Origin of the sequence: Limnothrix redekei LRLZ20PSL1 (assembly GCF_043235035.1) — a bacterium.
Taxonomy (GTDB): domain Bacteria; phylum Cyanobacteriota; class Cyanobacteriia; order CACIAM-69d; family CACIAM-69d; genus CACIAM-69d.
On the sequence record NZ_JAZAQF010000086.1, the window covers coordinates 203384 to 229148 of the forward strand.

At 53.3% G+C, this 25765-nt stretch carries 17 protein-coding genes; 8 read left to right on the forward strand and 9 right to left on the reverse strand.

The features are described from left to right. Positions 1–201: 201 nt before the first annotated feature. Both grxD and VPK24_RS15620 read left to right on the forward strand, forming a co-directional pair. Positions 202–525, forward strand: coding sequence for a Grx4 family monothiol glutaredoxin (gene grxD, locus VPK24_RS15615; RefSeq protein ID WP_393014717.1), 324 nt, complete (start codon positions 202–204; stop codon positions 523–525). Between the two features lie 129 nt (positions 526–654). Beyond that, positions 655–1218 (forward strand): glyoxalase-like domain protein, encoded by a 564-nt coding sequence (locus VPK24_RS15620; RefSeq protein ID WP_393014719.1) that lies wholly within the window; start codon positions 655–657, stop codon positions 1216–1218. A gap of 37 nt (positions 1219–1255) precedes the next feature. Here the strand turns inward: VPK24_RS15620 and VPK24_RS15625 are convergent, their stop codons facing one another. The 3 genes from VPK24_RS15625 to VPK24_RS15635 all read right to left on the reverse strand — a co-directional run bounded on the left by VPK24_RS15625 (position 1256) and on the right by VPK24_RS15635 (position 4033). Beyond that, positions 1256–2200, reverse strand: coding sequence for a TIGR04168 family protein (locus tag VPK24_RS15625; protein ID WP_393014721.1), 945 nt, complete (start codon positions 2198–2200; stop codon positions 1256–1258). Positions 2201–2343: 143 nt separating this feature from the next. Then, the gene (locus VPK24_RS15630) at positions 2344–3165 is read right to left on the reverse strand and encodes a SirB1 family protein (RefSeq protein WP_393014723.1); all 822 of its coding nucleotides are present in this window, start codon (positions 3163–3165) and stop codon (positions 2344–2346) included. 73 nt (positions 3166–3238) lie between these two features. Continuing rightward, positions 3239–4033 (reverse strand): pentapeptide repeat-containing protein, encoded by a 795-nt coding sequence (locus VPK24_RS15635; protein WP_393014725.1) that lies wholly within the window; start codon positions 4031–4033, stop codon positions 3239–3241. Positions 4034–4611: 578 nt separating this feature from the next. Here VPK24_RS15635 and VPK24_RS15640 point away from each other — a divergent pair. Then, positions 4612–4887, forward strand: coding sequence for an HU family DNA-binding protein (locus tag VPK24_RS15640; protein WP_099535592.1), 276 nt, complete (start codon positions 4612–4614; stop codon positions 4885–4887). Positions 4888–5205: 318 nt separating this feature from the next. Further along, entirely contained in the window at positions 5206–5964 is a 759-nt protein-coding gene (locus VPK24_RS15645) for a WecB/TagA/CpsF family glycosyltransferase (RefSeq protein WP_393014994.1), read from the forward strand. A gap of 85 nt (positions 5965–6049) precedes the next feature. Here the strand turns inward: VPK24_RS15645 and VPK24_RS15650 are convergent, their stop codons facing one another. Both VPK24_RS15650 and VPK24_RS15655 read right to left on the reverse strand, forming a co-directional pair. Beyond that, the gene (locus VPK24_RS15650) at positions 6050–6640 is read right to left on the reverse strand and encodes a hypothetical protein (RefSeq protein ID WP_393014727.1); all 591 of its coding nucleotides are present in this window, start codon (positions 6638–6640) and stop codon (positions 6050–6052) included. Positions 6641–6719: 79 nt separating this feature from the next. Further along, positions 6720–9290: a peptidase U32 family protein gene (locus VPK24_RS15655; protein ID WP_393014729.1), complete on the reverse strand. Its 2571-nt coding sequence runs from the start codon at positions 9288–9290 to the stop codon at positions 6720–6722. A gap of 621 nt (positions 9291–9911) precedes the next feature. Here VPK24_RS15655 and VPK24_RS15660 point away from each other — a divergent pair. Both VPK24_RS15660 and VPK24_RS15665 read left to right on the forward strand, forming a co-directional pair. Beyond that, a complete protein-coding gene (locus tag VPK24_RS15660) occupies positions 9912–10232 on the forward strand; it encodes an STAS domain-containing protein (RefSeq protein ID WP_099535598.1) in 321 nt (106 codons plus the stop codon). 503 nt (positions 10233–10735) lie between these two features. Next, positions 10736–11626, forward strand: coding sequence for a sensor histidine kinase (locus VPK24_RS15665; RefSeq protein WP_393014731.1), 891 nt, complete (start codon positions 10736–10738; stop codon positions 11624–11626). 11 nt (positions 11627–11637) lie between these two features. Here VPK24_RS15665 and VPK24_RS15670 read toward each other — a convergent pair whose 3' ends face one another. Continuing rightward, positions 11638–12666 carry a S66 peptidase family protein gene (locus VPK24_RS15670; RefSeq protein ID WP_393014733.1) on the reverse strand — a complete coding sequence of 343 codons (1029 nt, stop codon included), beginning with the start codon at positions 12664–12666 and terminating at the stop codon, positions 11638–11640. Positions 12667–13263: 597 nt separating this feature from the next. Here VPK24_RS15670 and VPK24_RS15675 point away from each other — a divergent pair. Together VPK24_RS15675 and VPK24_RS15680 are read left to right on the forward strand one after the other, a co-directional pair. Then, complete coding sequence (locus VPK24_RS15675; protein ID WP_393014735.1) at positions 13264–14361, forward strand: Fe(3+) ABC transporter substrate-binding protein; 1098 nt, start codon at positions 13264–13266, stop codon at positions 14359–14361. An 848-nt stretch (positions 14362–15209) separates the two neighbouring features. Then, the gene (locus tag VPK24_RS15680; RefSeq protein WP_393014737.1) at positions 15210–20645 is read left to right on the forward strand and encodes a trifunctional serine/threonine-protein kinase/ATP-binding protein/sensor histidine kinase; all 5436 of its coding nucleotides are present in this window, start codon (positions 15210–15212) and stop codon (positions 20643–20645) included. Between the two features lie 130 nt (positions 20646–20775). Here the strand turns inward: VPK24_RS15680 and VPK24_RS15685 are convergent, their stop codons facing one another. The 3 genes from VPK24_RS15685 to VPK24_RS15695 form a co-directional block, all read right to left on the reverse strand. After that, a complete protein-coding gene (locus VPK24_RS15685) occupies positions 20776–21384 on the reverse strand; it encodes an L-threonylcarbamoyladenylate synthase (protein WP_393014739.1) in 609 nt (202 codons plus the stop codon). A gap of 152 nt (positions 21385–21536) precedes the next feature. Then, on the reverse strand, positions 21537–24554 hold the full coding sequence (locus VPK24_RS15690; RefSeq protein ID WP_393014741.1) for an ATP-dependent Clp protease ATP-binding subunit: 3018 nt from the start codon (positions 24552–24554) through the stop codon (positions 21537–21539). A 79-nt stretch (positions 24555–24633) separates the two neighbouring features. Then, entirely contained in the window at positions 24634–25740 is a 1107-nt protein-coding gene (locus tag VPK24_RS15695; protein WP_393014743.1) for a CIA30 family protein, read from the reverse strand. Between the last annotated feature and the right edge of the window lie 25 nt (positions 25741–25765).

Here is a 25765-nt window from a genome sequence, read left to right on the forward strand (position 1 = left end):
AACCTCTAGAAACCCAAAGTTTCTGGAAACTGGCCAAGTGAAGATGCTGAAAGCGTCAAAAAAAGGCAAAAATTAGCCAACCTTGGCCAGGACGAATTCTTGGCTGTTTCATCCCAATCGCCAAAGCAAGGAGCCGCAGTTCCTTGTTTTGTTCTAACTTTGTCCTAACCACGTCCACTATTACGATCGCGGATAGCCACCATGACCCCTGAAACGAAAAAACGCATCGAAAGCTTGGTGCAAAACAATAAAGTGATGCTGTTTATGAAGGGCACAAAATTGATGCCCATGTGCGGCTTTTCAAACACTGTGGTGCAAATTTTGAATGCGGTGGGTGTGCCCTTCGAGTCTGTGAATGTCCTGGATGAGCCAGAAATTCGAGAAGGCATCAAGGAGTTTTCCAACTGGCAGACTATCCCGCAACTTTACATCGATGGCAACTTCATCGGCGGTGCTGATATTACCGTTGAACTATTCCAAAGCGGTGAGCTGCAACAACTGTTGGAAGTCGCAATTGCTTCTTAATTGCTTCTTAGATGAAGCCTAAAAAGCACCTTGAAGCCATTGCCTTCTGGTCATTTTGGGAGCAAGGGGCTTAAGCCCCTTGTCTTCGTTGATTGATTAGGCAATTCACCCGTTCCCATCCTTAACGCCATGACCCTCCATCCCCTGATGTTTGCCATTTTTGGCCTGTCGTTGGATACGATTTTCTCTACCCAAGGCATCATGGTGCTGCTGTTGATGGCCTATGGGGGAGCCATGTGGATGTTTCTGTCCAGCGCGCCCAAGGTTTACACCATCATGGTGTCGGATTTGGAGATTGCCCGACAGTTCTATGAGGGGGATTTGGAATTGGCGATGGCAGATGTGCCCTTGCAGTATTACTACAACTACGAACAAACCCTTGGGGCGACCACGATCGACCCGCTTTATATGGCCCCCAGCACCTTTGCGCGCGTTGCTAATCCGGCTCCTGTGCCCGATGGTTTGTGGTATCAACTCAAGAAGAATGTGCAGCTCCATGTGATTGCTGGAGCCAGTTTGGGCGATCGCAACCACCAACGCCACGTTTGTTTCGATCGCGACTGTCTAGAGCAAATCCTGTTGCGAATTCAGGTGCGGGGAATTCGGCACAAAATTCGCCAAGAGTTACCGCTCAATTTCTTGGTCAAGGATTGGTCGGGTCGCACCTTGGAATTAACCGAAGCGGGCCAGTAGTCATCAAGGGCGATTAATCAACCTTGATCAATCAACCTTAAGGAACCGGAATGAGCGGTGTTGATGAATGCTGAAGTGCGGGGGGCTGCCCCAGCCAAGCCTCAGCAGCATCGATCGCCCCGGTGCGATCGACCCAAACGGAAGCGGCCCGGGTCACCTGCCCGGCCAGCAATTCCACCCACACAAAATGGTGGAGCCGTCCCCGATCATGTTCTCGAATTCGGGGAACCACCGCCGCATTCACATACACCGTTCCTTGGGCATCGCTGGCCGTGGCCTGTCGCAAGCGATCTTTGCGGTGGCGCAGGTGGTGGTGCATGTGACCAAAGGTGACCAAAGCCACCTGTTGATGGCGCTGTTGGGCCATGCGGATCGCTTGGCGCAGGTCAGGATCGCCAAAATCGCCGCCGAGCGGTTGCCAATCGCGCCCGCAAATGGACTCCGGTTGATCCCCAAGCCCATGGGGACCGTTATGTCCCAGAAAAATGAGGGTGGGTTGAGTGGCGCGGGCCGCCGCTTGGGCAATTCGATCGGCCGAATCCATCATGCCCTTCACGGCAAAGCGATCGCGGTAAAACTCCCCATAGCTCCAGTTCGGGCCGCCCCAGCTAAAGGGCCGCCCCCCAATCACACTCAACCCCAACTCCGGCCAATCCAGGCAACCGTAGCCCACATGGGCTGCCCCCAACAGATCCAGTTGTTCCTGCACCCGATCTTCGCGGCTGCGATCGTAGGGACATTTTTTGCGGCCCCAAGGAGTGGCGCTATACCAGGAATCATGGTTGCCCAGAATCACCGCTTTGGGCAAAGGTAATGCTGCGATCGCCCGGGTAATTTCCACCGCTTCGTTGCCAAAATCACCCACAAATAACGCTGCATCAACGCCTAGGCCTTCAAGGGCATGGGCATCATCAACCGTCCACTGGTCATGGACATCGCCAATGATGGCGAGATGAATCGGGCGAGGGGCAGCGGCGGTCATGGCGATTTTAGAGATGCTATTTCGTTAAAGCGTGGTTAAAGCGTTCAGAAAGTTAAAGCGCTCAAGATGCGATTGGTTTAAAACGCAACGGAAAGATGAAGTTGTAGAGATATCTTTTGAAATTAATTAAAACTAAAAGTGAATTAAAAGTCCGAAAGACGATCTAATAAAGCCGCGATCGGGGCGCGATCGAACGCTTGTGGTTTTGCTTCCAAATAGGCTTGTAAATCAGCTCGAGCTTCGGTGAATCGCTCTAATTGGTAATACAACAGTCCCCGATCGCGCCGCTCCTGAATCGCATCGGGAAAAATCAACAGAATTTGCTCAATCACTCGGGCTGCACGGATCGGATCCTGCCGACTGATGTAGATTGCCTTGAGGTTGGTCAGCATTCTCACCAGGAAACGATGCGGATCCACTGGTTCCAAAAATTGCGGCTTGAGGGCGACCGGCTGCCCATAAATGCTACTGAGGCGATCGGCACAATCCTGCGGAAACAGAATTTCTCCCTGGGCAAAGGCATCTACAAAAATTCCCGCCTCTTCAAAATCGGGGCGGATGATAAAGTGGCCCGGCATTCCAATGCCAACCATAGGAAAATGCAGCCGTTTAGCAATTTCTAAATAGACTAGCGAAAGGGTGATGGGAATACCTAAGCGGCGATTTAACACTTCATTCAAAAAGCTATTGCGAGGATCGTAATAGTCCGATTGATTGCCGCTGAATTCTAATTCTGTGAAGAGGTATTGATTAATCGCCCGAATCACACGCATGGGAACCCGATCGCCCGCCAGTCGATCGCCCACCACCGCCGCCATCTGATCTAATCGGTTTAAATAGGATTCCACCACCAGCCCCGGATAGTCTTCCTGGGCAAGATAGAGGGCTGCTCGGGCTAGGTCAATTTGCTCGATCGGTCGTCGAACTTCTTGCAAAAAAGCCTGTCGAGCTTGGGAAAATTCCATCGTGGCGATCGTCGCTAAAGGGCAGAATTGAGAATTAAGGCCAGCAAAACCCGAAACAGACAAACCCCAGAAATCAAAATAATAACGGAATTAGAAAAGAACCAACACCACGCACAAAATCCAACACCGAAATTCCCAACCCGCTGCCTTCCGACTGCTCACGGCCGCCCTTTTTGACATAGCGCTCCAATTGATCGGAAAACTTTTCCGCTAATGCCTGCTGCTCGGGATTGTTGGCCTGGGCAAAGAGCTGGGCCGCCACCCGTCCATCCCCGATTGCTCCGCCATAGTCCGCCAAGTGCGATCGCGCCACGGCTCGATTGAGGTAAGCTTCAGCAAATTGCGGATCTTGGGCGATCGCCTGATTGTAGTGATTAATGGCCCCGGCGAAGTTGCGCCGATCAGCCTCATACACGCCCCAGTTGAAACGCTCGCGCGGCGTGGCCACCTCGATCGGCAACCCCACAGCCCCAATCACAAGAGCTTGGGTCATGATGGCCCCGCTCAGATCGGCCCCAAAAAAAACCGCCTCCCGCAAATCCGTGCTCACCAAATTGGCATTGGTCAACTGGGCATTGAGCAACGTGGCCCCAAACAGGGTGGCACTCTGCAAATTTGCACCGCTCAGGTTGGCCTGGCTGAGGTTGGCACGGCTCAGATTTGCACCCCGCAGGTCAGCCCCCATCAGGTTTGCGCCGCTCAAGTTGGCATAAACCAGGCTGGCCCCTGTCAAGTCGCATTGCACACATTGCCGCGTGAGCAACAGCGTTTGGACATGCTCTGGATTGGCCCCATAGCTCGCAGGACTAGCCAGCACCGTCAGTCCCAATGCCCAGCCCAGCCCAACCAGCCCGCGCCCAGCTTCCATAACGGCTTCCTCCCGGTTCTTGTGCCGACACCCTATCTTAGAAGATGTTTCAAACGTCCGAATTGATAGTTCAAGCTAATCGACCGGCCAATCAGCCCAGCCAATCAGCCCAACTGATCGATCGACCCTTGCGCGGGCCCCAAAAACCAACGAAGACCAGATCCCCCCCCCGCTAGTCAGCGCATCTGAGGCAGCTCATCACAGTTGGCTAACCTGAATCAGTGATATTGATTGGGTTGAATTGCTCAGGCTGAATTTCCAGAATTTCGCCGCGCCGTCTTCATTTCAGCCCACGCCCCTTGGACTCAGAAGCATCACAACAGGGCAGAAATTGAGGAGATTGATCTCAGCATTGACCCGAGATCGAAGGTAGTTTTTACTCAACGACAAGCTGTTAGAAACTGAAAAAAAACTTCAGATAGCTACAAATTGTCAGTTCCTATGGTCACATCCTGAGAGTTTATGGATAGAATATGCGATTGAAACCGCTATTCGGTAGGGGTTTCAGCCACTCATTCTACTGATTGCCGACCCGGAAACTGGGTTGGCTCCCCTTTGCATTCAGGAGATTTCGAATTATGAATAAAGGCGAGCTGATTGATAAGGTGGCCGAAAAGGCGAATGTCACCAAAAAGCAGGCCGATCAAGTGCTGACCGCAGCGCTCGACTCGATCGTGGAAGCGGTTTCGTCGGGCGAAAAGGTGACTCTGGTGGGGTTTGGCTCATTTGAGCGCCGTGAGCGGAAGTCCCGCGAAGGCCGCAACCCCAAAACCGGCCAAAAGATGGAAATTCCGGCCACCTGTGTTCCCGCCTTTTCTGCCGGTAAGTTGTTCAAGGAAAAGGTTGCGCCTTAGGCAGTCTCCTAAGCGCCCTTTCAGGTCTCTGTGGTTGCCATGGCCGACTGGTGTTGAGGGTCGGTCATGGAATTCGTTTTACCAGCGCCCAAAAATCTGCATGGCAAAGCAGCGAGCGACCCTTGGGCCGATCGAATGGGCCGATCAAACGGGCCGATCGAACCAGGCCCGTGAGTTGCAAGTGAATTAGTGACGGTTTGGGATTAATCGCCCTGGCGGGATGAATCAACGGAAAAGCATCGGTTGTAGACTAAATCCCGACTGCCCGACCCATCATTTTGCAAATTTGCCATGCACGCTTCCATGGATGCTTCCCCGATCGCCCCGCGCCCGTTGAAGGCTACGGTGCTTCAGTTGCCGGTTCATCTGCTGGATGACTACACCCAGTGGTTGTTGGATCGGCGACAGGAGGGAGGCGCGCAGGTGGTGACCCTCAATGCGGAAATGGCGATCGAGGGGGAACGAAACGCCCGGTTGGGGGAAACGATTCGCCAAGCCGATTTGTGCATTCCCGATGGGGCCGGCGTGGCCCTATACCTGAAGCTGCGGGGTTATCGCCAAGTGCGCCGGGTTCCGGGCATTGAGTTAGCAGAATCGGTGCTGACGGCCTTTGGTCGATCGCCCAATGCCTACGGAACCGTTTGGTGCTACGGCGGTCAACCGGGCATTGCTCAGGCGGCGGCCCAATCCTGGGAAAAACGGGCCCCCGGCATTCAATTTTCAGGGATTTATCACGGCTTTTTGAGCGAAGACGAGCGATCGACCATGGTGCAGGCCATGCGAGAGGCTCAACCGGGTCTGATTTTGGTGGCGCTGGGTGTTCCTCGCCAGGAGTATTGGATTGCGGAACACCGCCACCTCTGTCCCAATGCCATTTGGATTGGCGTTGGGGGCAGTTTTGATATTTGGTCGGGCACAAAAGAGCGCGCGCCCGCCTGGTTTTGCGAAAACAATCTGGAATGGCTCTATCGGCTCTATCAAGAACCTTGGCGTTGGCGGCGAATGCTGGCTTTGCCGAAGTTTGCTTGGCGGGCGCTGCTGGAAACGCTACGCCCCCAGCGCCCCAGTTCTCATTAAGGCGTTGATCAATGAAACTTTGATCAATTAGTTCCTGATCGATAAAACTCTGATCAATTAGTCATTCCTAACCAATCAATTCCCTCTAAAACATGCCTTCAGGAACGGGAATATTGCCGTTGTTGTAGTCTTCCCAAACTCGGAACAGGAACATTCGCCGATCGCGGGCAGTGTTGCCATAACTTTCTAGTTCCGATCGAAACAGTTTGCGCAGTGTGGGATTTTGCGCCAAGTTCAGCAGTTCCTGAAGCTCGGTTTCAGAAAACTGGCTATCGAGACGACGGCTGTAAGTGAGGGCGACGGTTTTCCAGCCGGCCCGCTCCTTGAGCACATCATTCAACCAGTTAATAAATTTCAGGGACTGATTGGGCGAAACGGCTAAATCTACAGCATTTCCCAAATATTGATCGTAGCGTTCAGCAACTCCCAATTCTTGCAAAACAGCGGCGATCAGTTGCCGTTTTGTCATGGGCTGTTCAGGCAGGGCTGGCGTGGTTTGCGCAAGTCGATCGCCAGGATTCTCGCTGATCAAATTCATGGTGTTTTGAGCGGCGATCGGCTCTGTTGCATTGGCTGGTTGCAAATGAGCGATCGCCATGGCAATGCAAAGACCGGCGGCCGCAAGGGCGATCGATTGCCAAAAATTAATCCAACGAACTTGCTTGAGATGGGTCATACCGGTAACTAAAGAAAAGGGGAAAGATGAGGAAAAAGGGGTTCAAGGATGAAGATCTTTGGCTGATGGGCACAAAACACTAGCGGCCAGATTGCGATCGCTCTCGTTTCCCGATCGTGCCGCGCGTGACTCCCAGTTGGCTGGACAGTTGCAAATCTTGCCAAAGTTCAGTGCCGGAAATTTCGCCCCGCAGGAGTTGTTGATAGCGGGCGATCGAGTGACTGACCCGATCGGGCGATTCATTTAGAAACTCCAACCGGAATCGCCGGGCCCCGGATGCGATTAACCGTTGCACCACCTCTGCGCCCGTCTGTGCCACCCCATTAAACACCGTGTTTCGACAGCCCGCATCCGCCTGTAACTGATGCTCCACCCCGGCTCGATCGCGCAGGGTAACCGTGTGTTTTTCGCAGGGACGACCGCAGTTTGTGTGATCAGTTCCAGTAGACAAAAAAGCACAAAAAACGCAATGCTCCATATGGAACATGGGCATATGCTGATGAATCGTAATTTCCAACCAGTCGGGAGGACAAGCTTTCAGCAAATCGACCAATTGATCAGCATTTAAATCGTAGGAGGCTGTGAGGCCGGCCAGTTGAAATTCTTGCTGAAAATAGCTAGCGGCGATTGGGTTGGCCACATTCAGCGAAAAATCTCCCATGCAGCGATCTTGGGCAAAGAAGCTGAGATGGTCATAATTTCGCACTAAATAGCCATCCGCATTGCTGTTGCGAACTTGCTGCAAAATCCAGGTTTCACCGGTTTTGTAAATCCGAGGGGGCGCAACCCAAAGGGTTTGTTGATCCGATTGTTTTTGGGTGCGAAACCATTCCACCAGCGATCGATATTGGCGCGGATCTTCTAATTCGCAATAGAGCCGATCGATTCCGGCGGCCATGGCGCTGGCCAGTTGGGCCCGGTTGCGCACCAAAACCGACAGTTGGGCTGGCTGCGGAGCCGGTCGATCGCCCATGGCGGGCCAAAGGTCTCGCGATCGCGCCGTGGCGTGCAACGTCCAGCGGGGCGGTTGGGCCCGCTGCTGTTCCAGTTGAGCCACCAAGTCTCGCCGCATTCGGTTTAGCTCGCTGGCGGGCAAAATCACCTCGCCACTGAGTTGTTGCTCAAAGCGATCGAGCCGAAAAGCCGTATTGCCCAGCCGGCCAAACTGGTCTTGCAGCCGCTCGGCCGTGAGGGGTTGGCGCTCTGCCGCCGCCAGGGGCATGGTGGACACCGCTTGGGCAATGTGGCCCAACTCATCCCGGGCGATCGCGGTGGCGGGCTGACCCAGCACCCCATGAAATTCAATGGCGATCGGGCGCTGAAATTTGGGTTGCTCGCCCGCGTAGGTTTGACGCACCCGCTTTTCCAGTTCCGGATCGGAAGTTTTCCACAGCCGATCGCCCGATCGCACCCGTCGCAAATCCAACTTACTGAAGCGATCGACCCGCAAGCCCCACAGATCGCCCGATCGTCCCGGTTCCCGCACCTCACAGATGCGGCCGCCCTGTTCGCCGCCGGGCCCATCCAGACCAATGCCATCGCCAGGGCTGAGGTGCAAACCAGTCGATCGCACCCACAGCCAATCGCCCTCCACCCGCACCACTTCGCCCAAATAGGCCCCGCGCTTTTTGGCATATTCCCCATGCACCAGCGCTTGGTTATTGATGCCCTCAAACCAGCCCGTGAATAGGCCACGAGAAAAGGACATTTCCAATTCGTAGCGATCAGCCGACTCAGCTAATCGCAGTGCTTGTTGCTGCGATCTCGATGGGGCAAGATGCTCAAGCCCCTTGTCTGCCGGGTTGGCCACGGCGGCCACCGCTCGATCGAGCGCTTGGCGATAAATCCTTGTGGTGCTGGCCACATATTCCGGTGCTTTCAACCGGCCTTCAATTTTTAGGCAACTGACCCCCGCCGCCACCAACTCCGACAGCACCGGCAACCCAGACAAATCCTGGGGACTGAGCAGATAGTCCCGATCGCCCAAATCCACCACCTGTCCATCGGCCACCAACTCATAGGGCATCCGACAGGCCTGGGCACATTCCCCCCGATTGGCCGAGCGCCCACCCAACGCCTCACTGGTCAAGCATTGGCCCGAATAGGCCACACAAAGGGCCCCATGCACAAACACCTCCAGCGGCAAAGACAAGCCCCGATCGCCCAACTGGGTTTGAATTTTCTCAATTTCCCGAATCGAACATTCCCGCGCCAACACCACCAACTGGCAACCCAAATTCCGCGCAAACGCCACCCCCGCCGCACTGGTGATCGTCATTTGCGTTGAAGCATGGATCGGAAAATCTGGCGACAGATGCCGAATCAACCGCACCAACCCCACATCCTGCACGATCGCCGCATCCACCCCCGCCGCAATCACCGACTTCAGGTAGCGCTCCGCCTCCGCCAGCTCATCGGTGAAAATCAGCGTGTTGATTGTCACATAACCCTTCACCCCGCGCCGATGCAACCAGGCCATCAGCTCCGGCAAATCCGCTTCCGTGAAGTTTTCGGCCCGCATTCGCGCATTGAAGCGATCGAGACCGAAATAAATCGCATCGGCCCCGTTTTCCACCGCCGCCTTCGCACAGTCCCAATTGCCCGCCGGAGCCAACAGCTCCGGTCGCCCCAAGGGCCGCGAAGCTGTCACCACATCCTCTGGGCGCGTGGAGCATGGAACATCAGATTGCTGAGCGTCAGGCAACGAAGAAAGCATGATGGGGGTTGAAGGCTGCTGGTGGATTCGTTCAAGAGGTTCAATAACCAGTATCAGGAAAAAGTACCGCACTCGGTATGTTGGGCAAGCAGTTCCCGCTGAAGTCCCGTGGGCGCGATCACAGTGGACTGCCGTGGGCTTTAGTTCTGTCGAATTATTTTCAGTTGTGTGAAAGTTGTGCAGAGTGACATGGTGTGCAGAGTTGCGTGGAAGCCTGAAATGGGCTAGGCATGATGAGTTAGTGATCAACCATGATCAATAGCCATGATCAATCGTCAATCAGTCGCCTCGATCAAGCGCCGTAGTCAAGCGCCTCAGCATCCCACCCTGAGCCACCTATCTGGATTAGTTTGTGCTGATTAGTTTGTGCTAATTGGCCGGTGCTGACCAGTTCGTACTGATCAATCTGCCCGGGTCAGTTAGTCTGTCTTAGTCAGGTTGTTCTGAGAATTCTGGCAGCGGGTGCAGGTTCTGGTTCGATCGAGCCGGTGTTTGCTCCCCTGGCCCAGATCGATCGTTTGAAGTCCCTAGCGTGTCAATTCCTAAATAGCAGCAATGGATCGCCTAAGCATCGTGCAGCCTTTCGGTATTTTGGACGGCAAACAAGCTGGCCCCTTCCGTCAAGAAGTGAGCGATCAGGTTCAATCAGGGATGCAACATATCCTGGTTGACTTTCAAGATGTGTCTTTCATGGATAGTTCGGGGCTGGGGGCCCTGGTTTTAGCCTTGAAAACGGCTCGATCGGCCGGAGCCAAGCTCTACCTTTGCTCAATCAATGACCAAGTAAAGATGCTCTTTGACCTGACAAGTATGGATCGGGTGTTTGAAATCTATCCCGATCAGGAGTCGTTCATGGAGCATTTCAATTCCCTCTAAGGCTCAATTGAAGGCTCGATCGCCCCTGGGAACTGGCAGTGAGTTATGGGCGAAAACCCTATGAATCTGTAAGATCCCTGTGCAATGCTAGGCATCAACGCTGTGGCGGAGTCTCGAAAACCAAGGCGGGCGGATGGGGCGATCGCCCATGTGGCCCCTCCACAAAGCCCCAGCGAGGGCCGGTCTAGATTTGCATCTCTGGTGAACTGCTGGTGAATCGTTGGTGAACCCTGGAATTGGAGCACCAACTTGCAACCCTAGGCCGAAGCACTGGATTTGAGCATTTGAATCGGCCCTAGTTCAACTAGCGGAATGAAAGCGCAGTCATGAGTTGGCCAGACTGGACGAGTTTGATCGTAGGGATCGGCATTGGGTTTTATGGGGCGCTGCGACGCTCAACCAGTCCGGCATCATTATCAGAAACAACCGCATCGCAAGTCTTGTCAGTCGCACCCACATTGCAACCGATCGCGGTGGGAATCCATCCTGGGATCCATTCGGAAATGGCTGAGGTTGCAGCCAACTCACCGGATGCCGAAAAAGATGCTGCAAGTGCCGATGCCGATGCCCAGGATGCTGATCCATCCAACATCGAGCCATCCAACATCGATCAAGTCCAAAATGCCAGCCCGTCAAATGCTGACACTTCAGCCTTAGCCGCTGCCTATCATTTGGCGAAACAATGGGGTGCGTTTCAGGCAGGATTTTTGGCCCGGACAGCCCATGAGTTGCGATCGCCCATGAGCAGCGCGATCGGGCTGCACCAAATGATTTTGAACGATCTTTGTGATGACTTGGAGGAGGAACGCCAGTGCGTGGCCGATGCCAACCACGCGGCTCAACGGATGGTGAATTTGCTCGATCGGCTGATTGAAGTGTCCAAATTTAATAACGGAGCCATTGAGCCGGATTTTCAAGTTGTTTCCCTGTCCCTCATTTTGGATGACGTGGAAGGGTTGACCTATTTACAGGCGGCAAACCGCAACATTGGCTTGGATTTTGAGGAACCACCCGAGGTGGATGTGTGGGTGGATTCCAAGCGAATGCGCCAGTCTTTGGCATTGGTGGTGGATGGTTTGATTACACAGCTTGCCCAAATTGGCGACAAGGGGCCGATTACCCTACGCACCTCAGTGATTGAGCAAACTGTTCAGATTCAAATTCAAACCACCTGTGCGCTGGAAACCTGGAGCGACCCGATCGACTTGATGGATCCGGGGATGTCCGTTGCCCACAGTTTGGCCGATCTGCGGGCCATGGCGGCCCACAGTCAGCTATCACCGATGATGGGCCTGTGGGTGGCTCAGTTGGCGATCGAATCGATGGATGGGCAATTAACTGCTACTTCGAGCGAAAACGGCATGGAACTGCTCTGCGCGGTTTCCTTGGCTTAGGGGGACTTGGGCTAACGGCGATCGAGAGATTCCAGCAGCTCCACAGGGGCTTCCAGTAATTGCAGCGTGGCCCGCTCGGCATCGATCGCCACCGAAATTCCGATCGGGAGGGTGAGCTTGTCGGGCACATGGCCCAGGGCCAACCCCTGCCAACTGGGAATTCCCAAGGGGCGAATCCAATCATCCAGCACGCGGTTGAGGGAAAGGGCCGGCTCCCGATCGCCCGGACTCTCGCAGCGCGTGCATTGGGCAAACACAAACCCCGCCAACTGCTCCAGCAAACCCGCCAGCTTCAGTTGCGACAACAGGCGATCGACCCGATAGACCGGCTCGCCCACCTCTTCGACCACTAAAATTTTGCCCGCCCACTGGGGAAGATAGGTGGATCCCACCATGGCCGCTAACACCGACAGATTCGCCACCACCAAGGGGCCCTGGGCTTGGCCGGGGTGAATCACTCGGTGGGTTTGCTGGGGCGGATTTTGGAGAGTGGCCGCTGTCCCTGCCATCAAAACCTGTTGCCAAGCGGCCGTGGAAAACGCATTCCAGCGAGAAGCGATCACGGGGCCATGGAACGTGACCAAGCCCGATCGCTCGTAATAGGCCAACAACAGGGCGCTGATGTCGCTGAAGCCCAGGAGAATTTTAGGGTGCGATCGCGCCAATTCCCAATCCAGCAGGGGCAAAATCCGCGCACAGCCCCACCCACCGCGCGCACAAATAATTGCCGCCACTTGGGGATCGGCAAAGGCCCGGTTTAAATCCGCCGCCCGATCCCGATCGCGCCCGGCCAAATAACCATCCCGATCGAATAAATGTCGCCCCGGAACCAGCCGAAATCCTTGCTGAGTCAACCACTGCCAGCCCTGCTGTAGGTCGGCTGCCGAAACGCGCCCCGCCGGAGCCACAATCGCGATCGTATCGCCGGGTCGGAGCGATCGCGGCCGCAGCAGGGGCCGCACCGGGTTGGCCGTTGGCAATGGCGACAAGGGAGAATCTTCTGCCCTGGCCAGCGATCGGCCATTGACTTGCGTAGCCAAGGCCAGAGCACCCAAACCCCTCAGCCAAAACCGGCGCGATCGCCTATGGTTGATCATCATTAATCACTTTTTGAAAAAAGTTATGAATAGAAATGAGAACGGCTCCGCAGCCTGCTCAGTAAACTTCTTACACGAATCGGCTAGCAGCCCTCATCCCCCACCCCCTTCGCCCTCCTTAGGCGAAGGGGAGCCAGAACCATTGCGTTACAGCGATCTCGGGACTGGTGATCAAGTCCCTCTCTCGACTTGGGAGAGGGATTTAGGGTGAGGGTCTTGATTGATACAAAAGGTCTAGTGATTCATTTCATAATTCCATGATCATTCATTACCCAGTCCTGGCTTCAGACAATCTTTTGTTAAGCTTGACTGAGAATTAATTGCAATAATGCTAGGCTCATACTTCAATCAAAACGCCGATTATCCGGCCGAGGTGCGATCGCCAGCAGCCATCGGCAATCCTCGATCGACCCACCATCCCAGGCGCTCAGTGCCCTAGCGGCAGACCCTGGAATTGGGTCACGACAACGGCCGATCTCCCTGCCCAGACTGACAACCGCCCCGAACCGGATTTTCATCAACCCGACATTGCCAGCTTCCATGAGACGTTTGACCCGCCGCGCCTTTTTGGCGACCAGCTCAATGGCCACCGCTGCCGTTGCGATCGCCCAGGGTTGCACCCCATCTTCATCCACCTCCAACAACACCAACAGCAGTTCCAGCAATGGCTCTAACCCAAAAGTGTTGCGGCTCTATTCCGGCCGTCACTACGACAGCGACAAGGCTGTTTATGAAGGGTTTGAGCGCAAAACCGGCATCAAAATCGAATATATCTCCGATGATGCCGACAAGCTCATTGAGCGGATCCAAGCAGAGGGCAGCAACAGCACAGCGGATTTGTTGTTAACGGTGGATGCGGGGCGATTATGGCGGGCTTCGGCGGAAGGGTTGTTTCAATCGGTGACCGCCACCCAGGCCCCCAACCTTTACAGCGCGGTTCCAGAAAATTTGCGCCACCCGGAAGGCCAGTGGTTTGCCCTGTCGAAGCGGGCCCGCGTGATTATGTACAACAAAGAAAAGGTGCAACCTTCGGAACTCAGCACCTATGAAGCGCTGGTCGATGCCCGGTGGCGCAGCCAAATTCTGGTGCGCACCTCCAGCAACATCTACAACCTGTCCTGGGTGGGCGAAATGATTGCTGTCCATGGCGAGGCTAAGACGGAACAATGGGCCCGCAGCATGGTGGCGAATTTTGCGCGGCCCCCGGAAGGCAATGACACGGCGCAAATCATGTCCTGTGCAGCGGGCATCGGCTCGATCGCCATTTCCAACACCTACTATTTGGTGCGCTTGGCCAAGTCCACCAAACCGGAAGAGCGCACCGCCTTCCAACGAATTGGAGTCTGTTTCCCAAACCAGGGCGATCGGGGAACCCACATCAACATCAGCGGAGTGGGCCTGGTGAAAAATGCCCGTAACCCCGAGGGGGCCATTCAGTTCATGGAATATTTACTGAGTCCCGAAGCCCAGGAACTCTTTGCCAAGGGTAACTATGAATATCCCGTTCTGAAGGGTGTGGCTTTGGATCCGGAGCTGGCCAAGCTGGGAACCTTCAAGGAATCCACCGTGAGCGCCACCACCTTTGGCCGCAACAACGAGGCGGCTCTCAAACTGCTCGATCGCGCCGGTTGGAAGTAACGTTGCCATGGGCCATGAACCCGCTCCCCGATCGCTCCCCCTGGCTTTGAGCGCCTTCGAGCCTCAGGCCCTGCGGAGGTGGTCATGGGTTCATGGCCATTCCCGCTCGATCGCCAAATTAAATCGACTAATTAACTTAACTTATCAACTTAACTTATTAACTTAATCCATGAGATCGGGTCACCGGATCAAAAATCCAGCGAGCCTTAGCCTTGTGCAAACTGCAACGAAATAGTTTCAGTAAGCAACTAATTGTTGCTAACTAGTGAGCTATCATCACCAACCGCTGAATCGCAGCTTGGATTTGCCAATCGAATTAGCACTGTCTCTTCAAGTTCGATGTAGCTTTTTTAGCAAGGTTGCCGAGTAGAAAACTCATAATTGCTGAAAATTGACTCAAAACTCAAATTTGCAGTGTAAAAAAAGTTACAGAATAGCCCCAATTAATGGTTAATCTATTGATCTAATCAGGGTAAAATTTCTAGGAAATATTGAAGAAATATTACAATTCTCTGAGAAAACATCTGAAATTCATTCAAAATCGTTTCGTTCAACCATATCATCCCATTCGGCAATGATCGCCATCTCACTTAATTTATAAAAGTCTGAAGCACAGCAATCAAGATTTTTGCTTCAGTCCTTGATCTCTCAAAATGGCAAAAATTCTGATTCTGGCTAAATGAGAATTGGTTTAGTCAATCCCCATTTCAGGAGCCAGTTTAGCCGGGAATGAGGAATGGCAAATCAAAATTTTTCTTTATACTAAAGCAGTAATTAGGACAGTGACCTACACTCAAGTTTCGGGCTTCTCAAATTCCCGTGACACTACTTTCCCTGAGTCTGAACCCATGACGAGTGCGCCCGGTTCCACCAGCCCAGCGATCGCCCATCTTCCGGCATACCAGGTTCTTGAGCTGATGTATGAAGGCGCAAGAACACTGGTCTATCGCGCAGTGGAAAAGGCAACCCAGCGATCGGTCATTATTAAAGTTCTGTCTCAGGAGTATCCGAGTTTTGCAGAATTGGTGCAGTTTCGCAATCAATATACGGTCACAAAAAATTTACCCATTGATGGAATTGTTCACCCCCTCAGCCTAATTCCCTGCGGCAATGGATATGGGTTGGTGATGGAAGATTTTGGAGCAATTTCCCTTGCTCAATATCTCCAAGACAACACAATCACGCTCATTGAAATTCTAGAAATTGCAGTTAATTTGGCTGGAATTCTCCATGAATTGCATCAATATCGAGTTATTCATAAAGATATTAAACCAACCAATATTCTAATTGACCCCACTTCCAAGCAAGTCAAGTTAATTGACTTTGGAATTGCTTCTCTGTTGCCCAAGGAAACCCAATCCCTCCAAAGCCCTAAAAGCTTAGAAGGAACCCTCGCCTATTTGGCTCCAGAACAAACGGGCCGCATGAATCGGGCGATCGATTATCGAGCTGATTTTTATGCCTTAGGAGTCACGCTCTATCAAATGTTGACGGGGGAATTGCCGTTTAAGGGTCAAGATCCCCTAGAGCTAATTCATTGCCATATGACGCAAGTTCCGCCAGCGGTGGATGGGTTGAACCCCCAGGTTCCTGGCATGGTGGCGGCGATCGTCAACAAGTTGATGGCCAAAAATGCGGAAGATCGCTATCAAAGTGCCTTGGGGTTGAAGCATGACCTGGAGCATTGTCTCAACCAATATGCCCTTCAAGGGCGGGTGGCAGTTTTTTCCTTGGGCGATCGGGACTTAAACGATCGGTTCTTGATTCCTGAAAAACTTTACGGTCGCCAACCAGAAGTTCAAGCCCTTTTGGATGCATTCGATCGCGTGGCCCAAGGAGCCTCGGAATTAATCTTGGTGGCGGGATTTTCCGGCATTGGCAAAACTGCCGTGGTTAGTGAAGTCCATAAGCCGATCGTGCGACAACGGGGCTACTTCATCAAGGGCAAGTTTGATCAATTTAATCGCAATATTCCCTTTTCGGCCTTTGTTCAAGCGTTTCGAGACTTGATGGGGCAGCTCCTCTCAGAATCCGATCAACAACTTGCCCAATGGCGCACCAAAATTTTGACGGCCCTTGGAACCAACGGGCAGGTACTGATTGAAGTGATTCCTGAATTAGAGCGGATCATTGGTTCGCAACCACCGGCTCCGGAGTTATCCGGAGCGGCGGCCCAAAATCGATTTAACTTGCTCTTTCAGAATTTCCTCCAAATCTTTACCCAAGCGACCCATCCCCTGGTTTTATTTCTGGATGATTTGCAGTGGGCTGATTCAGCTTCTTTACAACTCATTAAGATTTTAATGGATGGTCATCCCTATCTTTTGCTGTTGGGAACCTATCGAGACAATGAAGTCTCGTCTGCCCATCCCTTAATGCTGACCATTGAGGAACTAAAAAAAGCAGAAGTCACACTTCAAACAATCACCCTTGCCCCCCTAGGGTTTCGCGATACTAACCAGTTGGTGGCGGAAACTCTGCATTGCAGCTTAGATCGATCGCGCCTGCTGACGGAGCTAATTTATCTTCGTACTCAAGGAAACCCTTTCTTTACGGCCCAATTCTTGAAGGCTCTCAAAGAAGATGGCTACATTTTGTTTGACCGAGAACAAGGCGTTTGGGAATGCGATTTAGCGCCCATCAGCACCCTGTCTTTGACGGACAATGTGGTGGAATTTATGGCTTTGCAGCTTCAGAAGTTGCCTGCGGCCACTCAAGGGGTTTTGAAGCTAGCCGCTTGTATTGGCAACCAGTTTGATTTGAGCACCTTGGCCATTGTTTCTGAACAGTCAGAAACGGAGACCGCCGCAGCCCTCTGGAAAGCGTTGCAAGAGGGATTAATTTTGCCCCAAAGCGAGGTTTATAAATTCTATTTGGGTCAAGAAACACCAGAAGCGACGGAAACAGAAACCACAGTGAGCGATCGAGCTGTTTATCGCTTTTTGCACGATCGCGTTCAACAGGCGGCCTATGCCTTGATTGATGATGACCAAAAACAGGCAACCCATCTTTGTGTGGGTCGGTTGCTATTGGAGCAACTTTCAGAGCGCGATCGGGAAGAGCGGATCTTTGAAATTGTTAACCACCTCAACGTGGGTCAAGCGCTCATTGCAGCCCCCAACCAACAGCGAGAATTAGCTCAATTAAATTTTTTGGCCGGCTGTAAAGCAAAAGCTGCCACCGCCTATGCGGCCGCCTTGACTTACATTCGCACGGCGATCAAATTACTGCCGGAGACGATCGCCCAAAAAGACTATGACCTCAGTTTTAGGCTCGATAAAGAACGAGCGGAGATTGAGTATTTGAATGGCAACCTGGAAGCAGCAGAAATCTGGATTCAAAAAGCCTTGGGCAAGGCCAAAACTTCCTTGGAAAAAGCCGATGTTTACAACATGTCGATCTTGCAATATACCTTGCAAGCCAAATATCCCGAAGCGATTCAAGCGGGCCGCCAAGGTTTAGCCCTGTTGGAGATTGATTTGCCTGTTGATCACTTGGAAGCGGCCTTGGCTCAAGAATTAGACCAAGCTAAAACATTGGCCAATCACAATTCTTTTGAGGTGCTCACTCAGTTACCGATCATGACTGAGCCAGAGCAAAAAATGGCCATCAAGCTATTAATTAGCATGGGACCGCCCACCTATCGCTCCCATCAACGGCTGTGGTCGGTCATTTGTGCCAAAGCAGTAAATCTTTGTTTGCAATATGGCAATACACCGGAAATTGGCTATATCTATCCGGCGTTTGGTGGACTACGAGGCTATGCCTTGAATAACTATCAAGGTACTGATCAATTGCTGGATATTACCCTTCAGCTAATTCAGGCTTTTAATAATAAGTCCGCTGAAAGTGTGGCTTATCTGATGATTGGTAGCTCCTTGCGTCATTGGTCAGACCCCCTCAAAATTGCCACGGAAGATTATCTATCTTCCTATCGAGTGGGGCTGGAATCGAGTAATTTGCAATACGCGGCCTATGCTTTTGGTCACAACATGTATTGCCGGTTTTATCAAAGCCTGCCCCTAGATCAACTATTTGATGAAATTACAGAATATTTAAACTTTAGTCGCAAGCATAAAAATCAGTGGGCGATCGATCTGATGTTGGGTGGTCTGTCGGTGGTTGCCAACCTCCTAGACCCTGAGTATGACCCAACGGATTTATCGATCGGCTGGGGCAAAATTCAGTCAGAGTTAGCCTACTTAGAACAATGCCGGATTCACAAAAATTGGCAAGTTATCTGTATTTTTAATATTCTGCGCACTCAAGTTCTTTTGATTTTTGATCAACTGGAAGAAGCCTATTATTACGGTCAGCAGGCGGAATCAGAAATTATTAATGTGGCTCCTCAAGGGCTGTTGCCCTATGTTCATCACTGTTTTGTTTATGCGCTGCTCTTAGCTGCTCGATATGAGCAAACACCTGAGGAACAAAAAGCCAGGGATTGGACAACCATTATTCGTTATCGTGATCAACTCAAAATTTGGGCCGATAACTGTCCTGAAAATTTCCTACATCTCTACTTTTTAGTGAAGGCAGAAACCGATCGCATCACCAGTCAATATCCTGAGGCGATCGAGTCCTATGATTGGGCGATCGCCAATGCCAAAGGCATGGGGTATCTCCAGGAAGAGGCCCTGGCGAATGAACTCGCTGCGAAGTTTTATCTGGATTGGGGCAAGGAGAAAATTGCCGCTGTTTATCTTCAGGAAGCCTACTATTGCTATGCCCGCTGGGGAGCCAAAGCCAAAATTCGAGATCTGGAAATTCGTTATCCCAAGTTGTTGCGGCCAATTCTTCAGGCGAGTTCCACCTCGGTTGATTTCCTCAACACGTTGATGACGCTCACTTCGGTTAGCCCCACGACATCCGGCAGCACGCGCAAAAGCGCCAGTAGCGCTCGGCTTAACCAAACCTTGGACTTTGCCAGTATTTTGCGAGCATCGCAGGCCCTTTCTAGCACCATTCAACTAGAGGAACTGCTGGGGCAACTCACCCAAATTATTTTGCAAAACTCAGGAGCCGATCGCTGTGTTTTAGTATTGGCTGATGATGGTGAAAACTGGCAAGTACGCGCCACTGCCACGCTGAAGTTAACCCAACTTGGAAATGATCCTTTAACCGATCATGGCCAAGTGCCGGCCAAGCTCATTCGGTATGTGAAAAACACCCAAGAACTGGTCGTTATTGATGATTTAGTCACAAATTTGCCAGTCATTGGGAACTATTTAAATCAATACCAGCCCAAGAGCGTGCTCTGTTTGCCCATCCTCAATCAAGGACAGTTATTGGGTTGTTTGTATTTGGAAAATCGGCTAACCGCTGGAGTTTTCACCAACGATCGAGTGATTATTCTCAACTTCCTTTGCACGCAAGCGGCTATTTCTCTCAACAATGCCAAGCTTTATCAGCAGGTGCAACAGTCTTTCACGGACTTACAGCAAGCACAATTAAAGCTAGTCCAAAGTGAAAAAATGTCAGCTTTGGGAAGTTTGGTGGCGGGAGTGGCCCACGAAATCAATAATCCGATCGGCTGCATTATTGGCAACATTGACGCAACTCAAATCTATATTGAGGATCTTCTGGGTTTGCTGGATCTCTATGCTCAGGAGTTGCCGAATCCCAGCCCCCAAATCCAGGCGGAATTGGAAGCGGTGGATTTGAACTATGTGCGCGATGATGCCATGCAACTGATTCGGGCCATGAAGGAAAGTGGCGATCGAATCCGTGCCATCAGCAAGAGTTTGAGAACCTTCTCCCGAGCGGATACGGAAAATAAGCAATTGTTTGATGTGCGTGAAGGCATTGACAGCACAGTTTTGATCTTGCGCCATCGCCTGAAGGGTAATGATCACCGACCAGCGATTCATGTGGCAACCGATTATGATCCAGTGCCCGAGATTTATTGTTTTCCGGGGCAACTGAACCAGGTTTTCATGAATTTGTTAGCCAATGCGATCGATGCGTTGGATGAAGCCAGTCAAGGGCATAGTTTTGAAGCATTAACCGCCGCTGCTCAGGCAATTTCCATTCACGTCACTTCCGATCAAGCAACTGTTCAAGTCACGATCGCTGACAACGGAGTGGGAATTCCTGAGGAAATTATCAGCAAGATTTTTGATCAGGCGTTTACGACTAAAGCAGTGGGCCGCGGAACGGGGCTGGGATTGGCGATCGCTCGCCAAATTGTGGTGGATATCCATGGGGGAAGCTTGGAGGCGAAATCAACAGTCGGTCAGGGGACGGAATTTGTGATTTGCTTGCCGATCAATCGCCCCAATTAACCTGTAATGAATTGCTCATCGAATGAATTGCCCATCGATCGCCCCCATGAATCGTCTCGCCCCAATGGGATAGTTAATGCGATCCAGCATCTTAGCCAAGAAATAATCTTAGCCAAGCCAAGAAATAATCTTAGCCAAGAAATTGGATGGCCCCTTGGCGCAATACTGCCCAGCCCGTCGGCCCCCAGCGCACCACGGTGGATGGTTCGCCGGAACCCACTTCCGAATCACCCATAGCGGCCACTTCATCGGGGCTGAGGGTCAACAGTTCGGGAAATTCCCGGTTAATGTCTGCGATCGTCCGCAGGGGAGGCTGTCCCGATCGATTCACACTGGTGGTGAGCAGCGGCCCCGTTTGCGCCAAAATCGCCTTGGCCACTTCACAGGCGGGAACTCGCAGCCCGATCGAGCGCGTGGGGCCCAAGATGTCGTTCATTGGCGGCAGGCGATCGCTCTGGGCAGGCAACACGATCGTTAAGGCTCCTGGCCAATAGTCTTGGGCGATCGCCTGCCATTGGCCCAGGTCACCAGCCCGATCGTCCACATAGGGCCACAAATCCGCTGGCTGGGATCCCATCAAAATCAGGGGCTTTTGGAAATCGCGCTGCTTGGTGGCATAGACCGCCGGGGCCCGATCGGGCCGAGCCGCCAGGGCCGGAACCGTATCCGTAGGGAAACTGGCGAGGGCGGTTCCTGTTCGCAAGCCGGTGATTAGGGCTGAGAGGGTGACTTGGGGCATGCTGAAAGCTCCTGGTGCGATCGCAACAGTGGGCCAAATCGGCGAGAAACTACAAGAAATTACAAGAAATTGGGAGAGATTAGGAAAAATCAGGGTGCGAGAACTGCGGGCGCTTGGCGCAACCGGGAGCAACCTAGCCGCTGCATCAACCCCTAAACCTCATCATCTTCGTCATAGAACCGGGTAGAAAAAACAGGTTCAGACATCTTGCTCGTGGGAATCAGGGGCGGCTGTTCTGCGTCGAGGGAGTCGAGGGCCGGCAAATCAACCACCGTGGGAATGATCGAGGGGGCGGTGGTTGCGTCCTTTTCCTCGTCCGCCAGGGCATCCAAGTCCCGATCGGCTACCGTAACGGCCAAGTTATCCCGATCGCCCGCTTCATCTTGATCGAGCGGTTCTTGATCGAGCGGTTCTTGATCGAGCGGGTCGATCGCCGGGGGATTGAGCACCTCGGGGAGGGTTGGCGGCTGCGGTGGGTTTGGCTCCGAATCGGTCGCTTCGTCGGGATGCGCCGTGGGCCGATCGCTGGCCCGTCGAAACACCAAGTTGGTTTGACCATTCACCTCGATCGCTTCCACCTCGATCGTGTCGCCTTCGGTGAATGCGCCGGCCAGGATTTGATCGGCGATCGGGTTTTCCAATTCCTTTTGGATGGCTCGCTTCAGGGGGCGGGCCCCATACACTGGGTCGTAACCCACATCGGCAATGTAGGTTTTAGCCGATTCAGACAGGGCGATCACAATTTTTTGATCGGCCAACAATCGCTCAATTCGCTTCATTTGAATGGACACGATTTGTCGCAAATTCCCCCTCGAGAGGGCTTCAAAAATAATCGTTTCATCCACCCGATTCAAAAACTCGGGGCGGAAGTGCGATCGCAAAGCCTTCAACACCCGATCGCGCATTTCGTCATAGCCTTCCTCTTCCAGGCTAGATTTCAAAATATGCTCGCTGCCCAGATTGCTGGTCATGATCAAAATGGTGTTCCGGAAATCCGCCACACGCCCTTGGCCATCCGTTAAGCGCCCATCATCCAGCACTTGCAGCAAGATATTAAAAATATCCGGGTGCGCCTTTTCCACTTCATCAAACAAAATCACGGAATAGGGATGCCGCCGCACCGCATCGGTGAGCTGGCCACCCGCTTCATAGCCCACATATCCCGGCGGCGCACCCACCAACCGCAACACATTTTGCTTCTCCATATATTCGGACATATCAATCCGAATCATGGCATCTTCGCTATCAAATAGCAGCTCCGCCAAGGCGCGGGCCAATTCTGTTTTACCGACTCCCGTGGGCCCCAAAAACAGGAAGGAACCGATCGGGCGGCCCGGGTCTTTCATGCCAGCGCGGGCCCGGCGAATGGCGGCGGCCACGGCGGTAATCGCCTCCTGTTGGCCAATCACGCGATCGTGTAAATAGCGCTCCAATTGCAGAAGTTTTTGGCGCTCCGATTCCATCAACCGATTAACCGGAATACCAGTCCATTTCGCCACCACTTCCGCAATATCCGCTTCCGTGACCTGCTCTCGCAACATGGGCACGGCCATTTGCGTTTGGATGGCCAACAATTGGGATTCTTTAGCGGCTCGCTCCTCTTGAATATGCTCTAGGTCGCCATACTTAAGCTGGGCTGCCAAATTGAGATCATAGTCCCGCTCCGCTTGTTCAACTTGTTTTTGCAGGGTGCTTTCTTGCTCTTTCAAATTGCCAATTTCATCGAGCAATTCTTTCTCGCCCCGCCATTGTTGATCCAGCTCCGTTTGTTGACTCTGAAGGGTGCTGATTTCAGCTTCAATGCGCAGCAGTCGATCGCGCGAGGCCGTTTCGCCCTGCAAGGACAACCGCTCCATTTCCAATTGCCGCAGCCGCCGTTCGATCGTCTCCAGCTCCACCGGCTTGGAGGTGATTTCCATTTTTAATTTGGCGGCCGCTTCGTCCACCACATCGATCGCCTTATCGGGCAAGAATCGATCGGGAATATAGCGATTAGACAGTTGGGTGGCCGCCACCAAAGCCGCATCGGAAATCTTCACCCCATGGTGAACTTCGTAGCGCTCCTTGAGGCCGCGCAGGATCGAAACCGTCACGTCGATCGTCGGTTCTTCCACCAAAACCTGCTGGAATCGCCGCTCCAAAGCCGGATCCTTTTCCACATGGGTGCGATATTCATCGAGGGTGGTGGCTCCAATGCACCGCAGTTCCCCCCGCGCCAACATTGGCTTCAGCAGGCTGCCCGCGTCCATGGCGCTGCTTTGGCCCGATCCCGTGCCGATGATGGTGTGCAGCTCATCGATGAACAGCACCACGGAGCCGCCCGAGTGGGTCACGGCCCGCAAGACCGATCGCAGTCGTTCTTCAAATTCCCCCCGAAATTTGGCTCCGGCGATCAGGCTGCCCATATCCAGCACAATTAACCGCCGATTTTTGAGAGATTCCGGCACATCCCCATTCACAATCCGTTGGGCCAAGCCTTCCACCACGGCGGTTTTGCCCACGCCCGGCTCCCCAATCAACACCGGGTTATTTTTGCTGCGGCGTGAGAGCACCTGAATCACGCGGCGAATTTCCTCATCGCGTCCAATCACCGGATCTAATTTGCCGGCCCGGGCTTGTTCGGTCAGGTCGCGTCCAAAGCGCTCCAGGGCTTCCAGGGGATCTTCTTCTTTGCTCCCGCTGTCCCGGGCGGGGCCAGTGGCTTCGGTCGATCGCTCCTGGGCCTTGATGGCGCTGCGAATTTCCCGAATGGCCGCCTCCACATCTTGAGGATCGACCCGTAGCGATCGCAGAATTTTGCGCCCCACCCGATCGTCATCGGCAAAGGCCAACAGCAGGTGATCAATGCCAATTTCCCGATCGCCCCAGGACTCCCGAGCCACATCAGCCCGATCGAGCAGGGCATCTAACCCCCGCCCCAGATAGAGCTGGTCACCCGCGCCGCCCCGGGGTTGCCGCTGGCCAAAATTTTCCAACTGCCGCGCCACCTGGGCCGGATCCAGTTGGGCCCGCTCCAACACCACCGCCGCCGTGTCGTTAATTTCCAGCAGAGCCAAGATCACATGCTCCACCTCCAGGTTCTGCTGGCGCATCCGGCGGGCCACTTCTTGGGAATTAACGATCGCTTCCCAGGCTTTTTCGGTGAATTGATTGGGGTCGGTGGGCTGCATGGATGGCGCTAGGAAAAGTGAGCATGGCCCGATCGTAGTCGATCGGGAGTGCCTACGAGGACGTTGGCTATTTTAGGGGTTAATCAACAGCCTGAAGACAAGTTTGGGCGAGCTGCTCCGCTTGGGCCGGGTCGATCGACCCAGGCGTTGTCAAGACCTGGCCGTTCAGGCCGCTCCCTTGCCAATAGTCCACAAACTCCGGCACAGCACCGCAGAGAATCCAGCGCGAGGGCGTTGCTTGGCCATAGGCGGTGATGGTTTCGATCGCCAGGGAAAACCCACCGGCCTTGAATTTGGGGTTCAAATCCCCGTCATATTCAAACTTGCTCAACATCAACTGCACGGCCCGCAAGGCTCGGGCATCAAACCCGGGAGCATCGGTCAAGGTACGGGCCCGAAACACCGGTCGCAGGGTTCGGAAAGGAATGCGCACCGTTTGCCAAATGTTGTAGACCGTATCAAAAGAGGCGCAGTAGCCAATGCCGTCCCAGCGGGATTCCGCACGCAAAATCAGCTTGTAGCGTTGGCCATCGCCCTTAATGCGCAATTCCAACCCCTCAAAGGCTGACAGATTAATCGGCTCCTGAAAATTGCGGGTGCGAATGGAGGCGAACCCCCCAGAATTGTCGGTGGAAACATTGCCTGAAAACAGGCCGTATCCATTAAAAAGACGCAGATCGCTGCTGCTGACTCCGCCCATCACTACATCGTCGATCGCCCCCCAAACTTGGGCCAGTTCGGGGCTGGGTTGCCGAAAGTCACAAACCATTTGCGGCGATCGTTGGGGCGATCGGGTCGCTTGAGCCGCGCGATCGACCCAGGCTTCGGGGGCCGCCGCTCCAAAAATCAAAATTGCCGCCGCCTGTTCGATCGGCGCTTCAGCCCATTGGTCAAGGGTCAGCCAATGGAGTTGGGGATCGGCCGGGAGCCGGGCCCGATCGACTCCCAAGGCCCAAACTTGATAGTTTCGTTGCAGGAGCAGACGCACCACCCGCCGGCCCACATCCCCACAGGCCCCCCACACCAGGGCGATCGGGCGCGCAGTCTGGGCTAAAGACGGTTCCATCCAATCCACCTTGGCCTGTGTCCCCATCAGTTTTTGTACCCAACCAAAATCACCAATCACGGGAAACACCCCAAAATAGCGCAGGGTGCTGACGAATCGATCAAATGCCCAAGTTGCCATTGGTTTGCGTGGGGTGAATCAACGA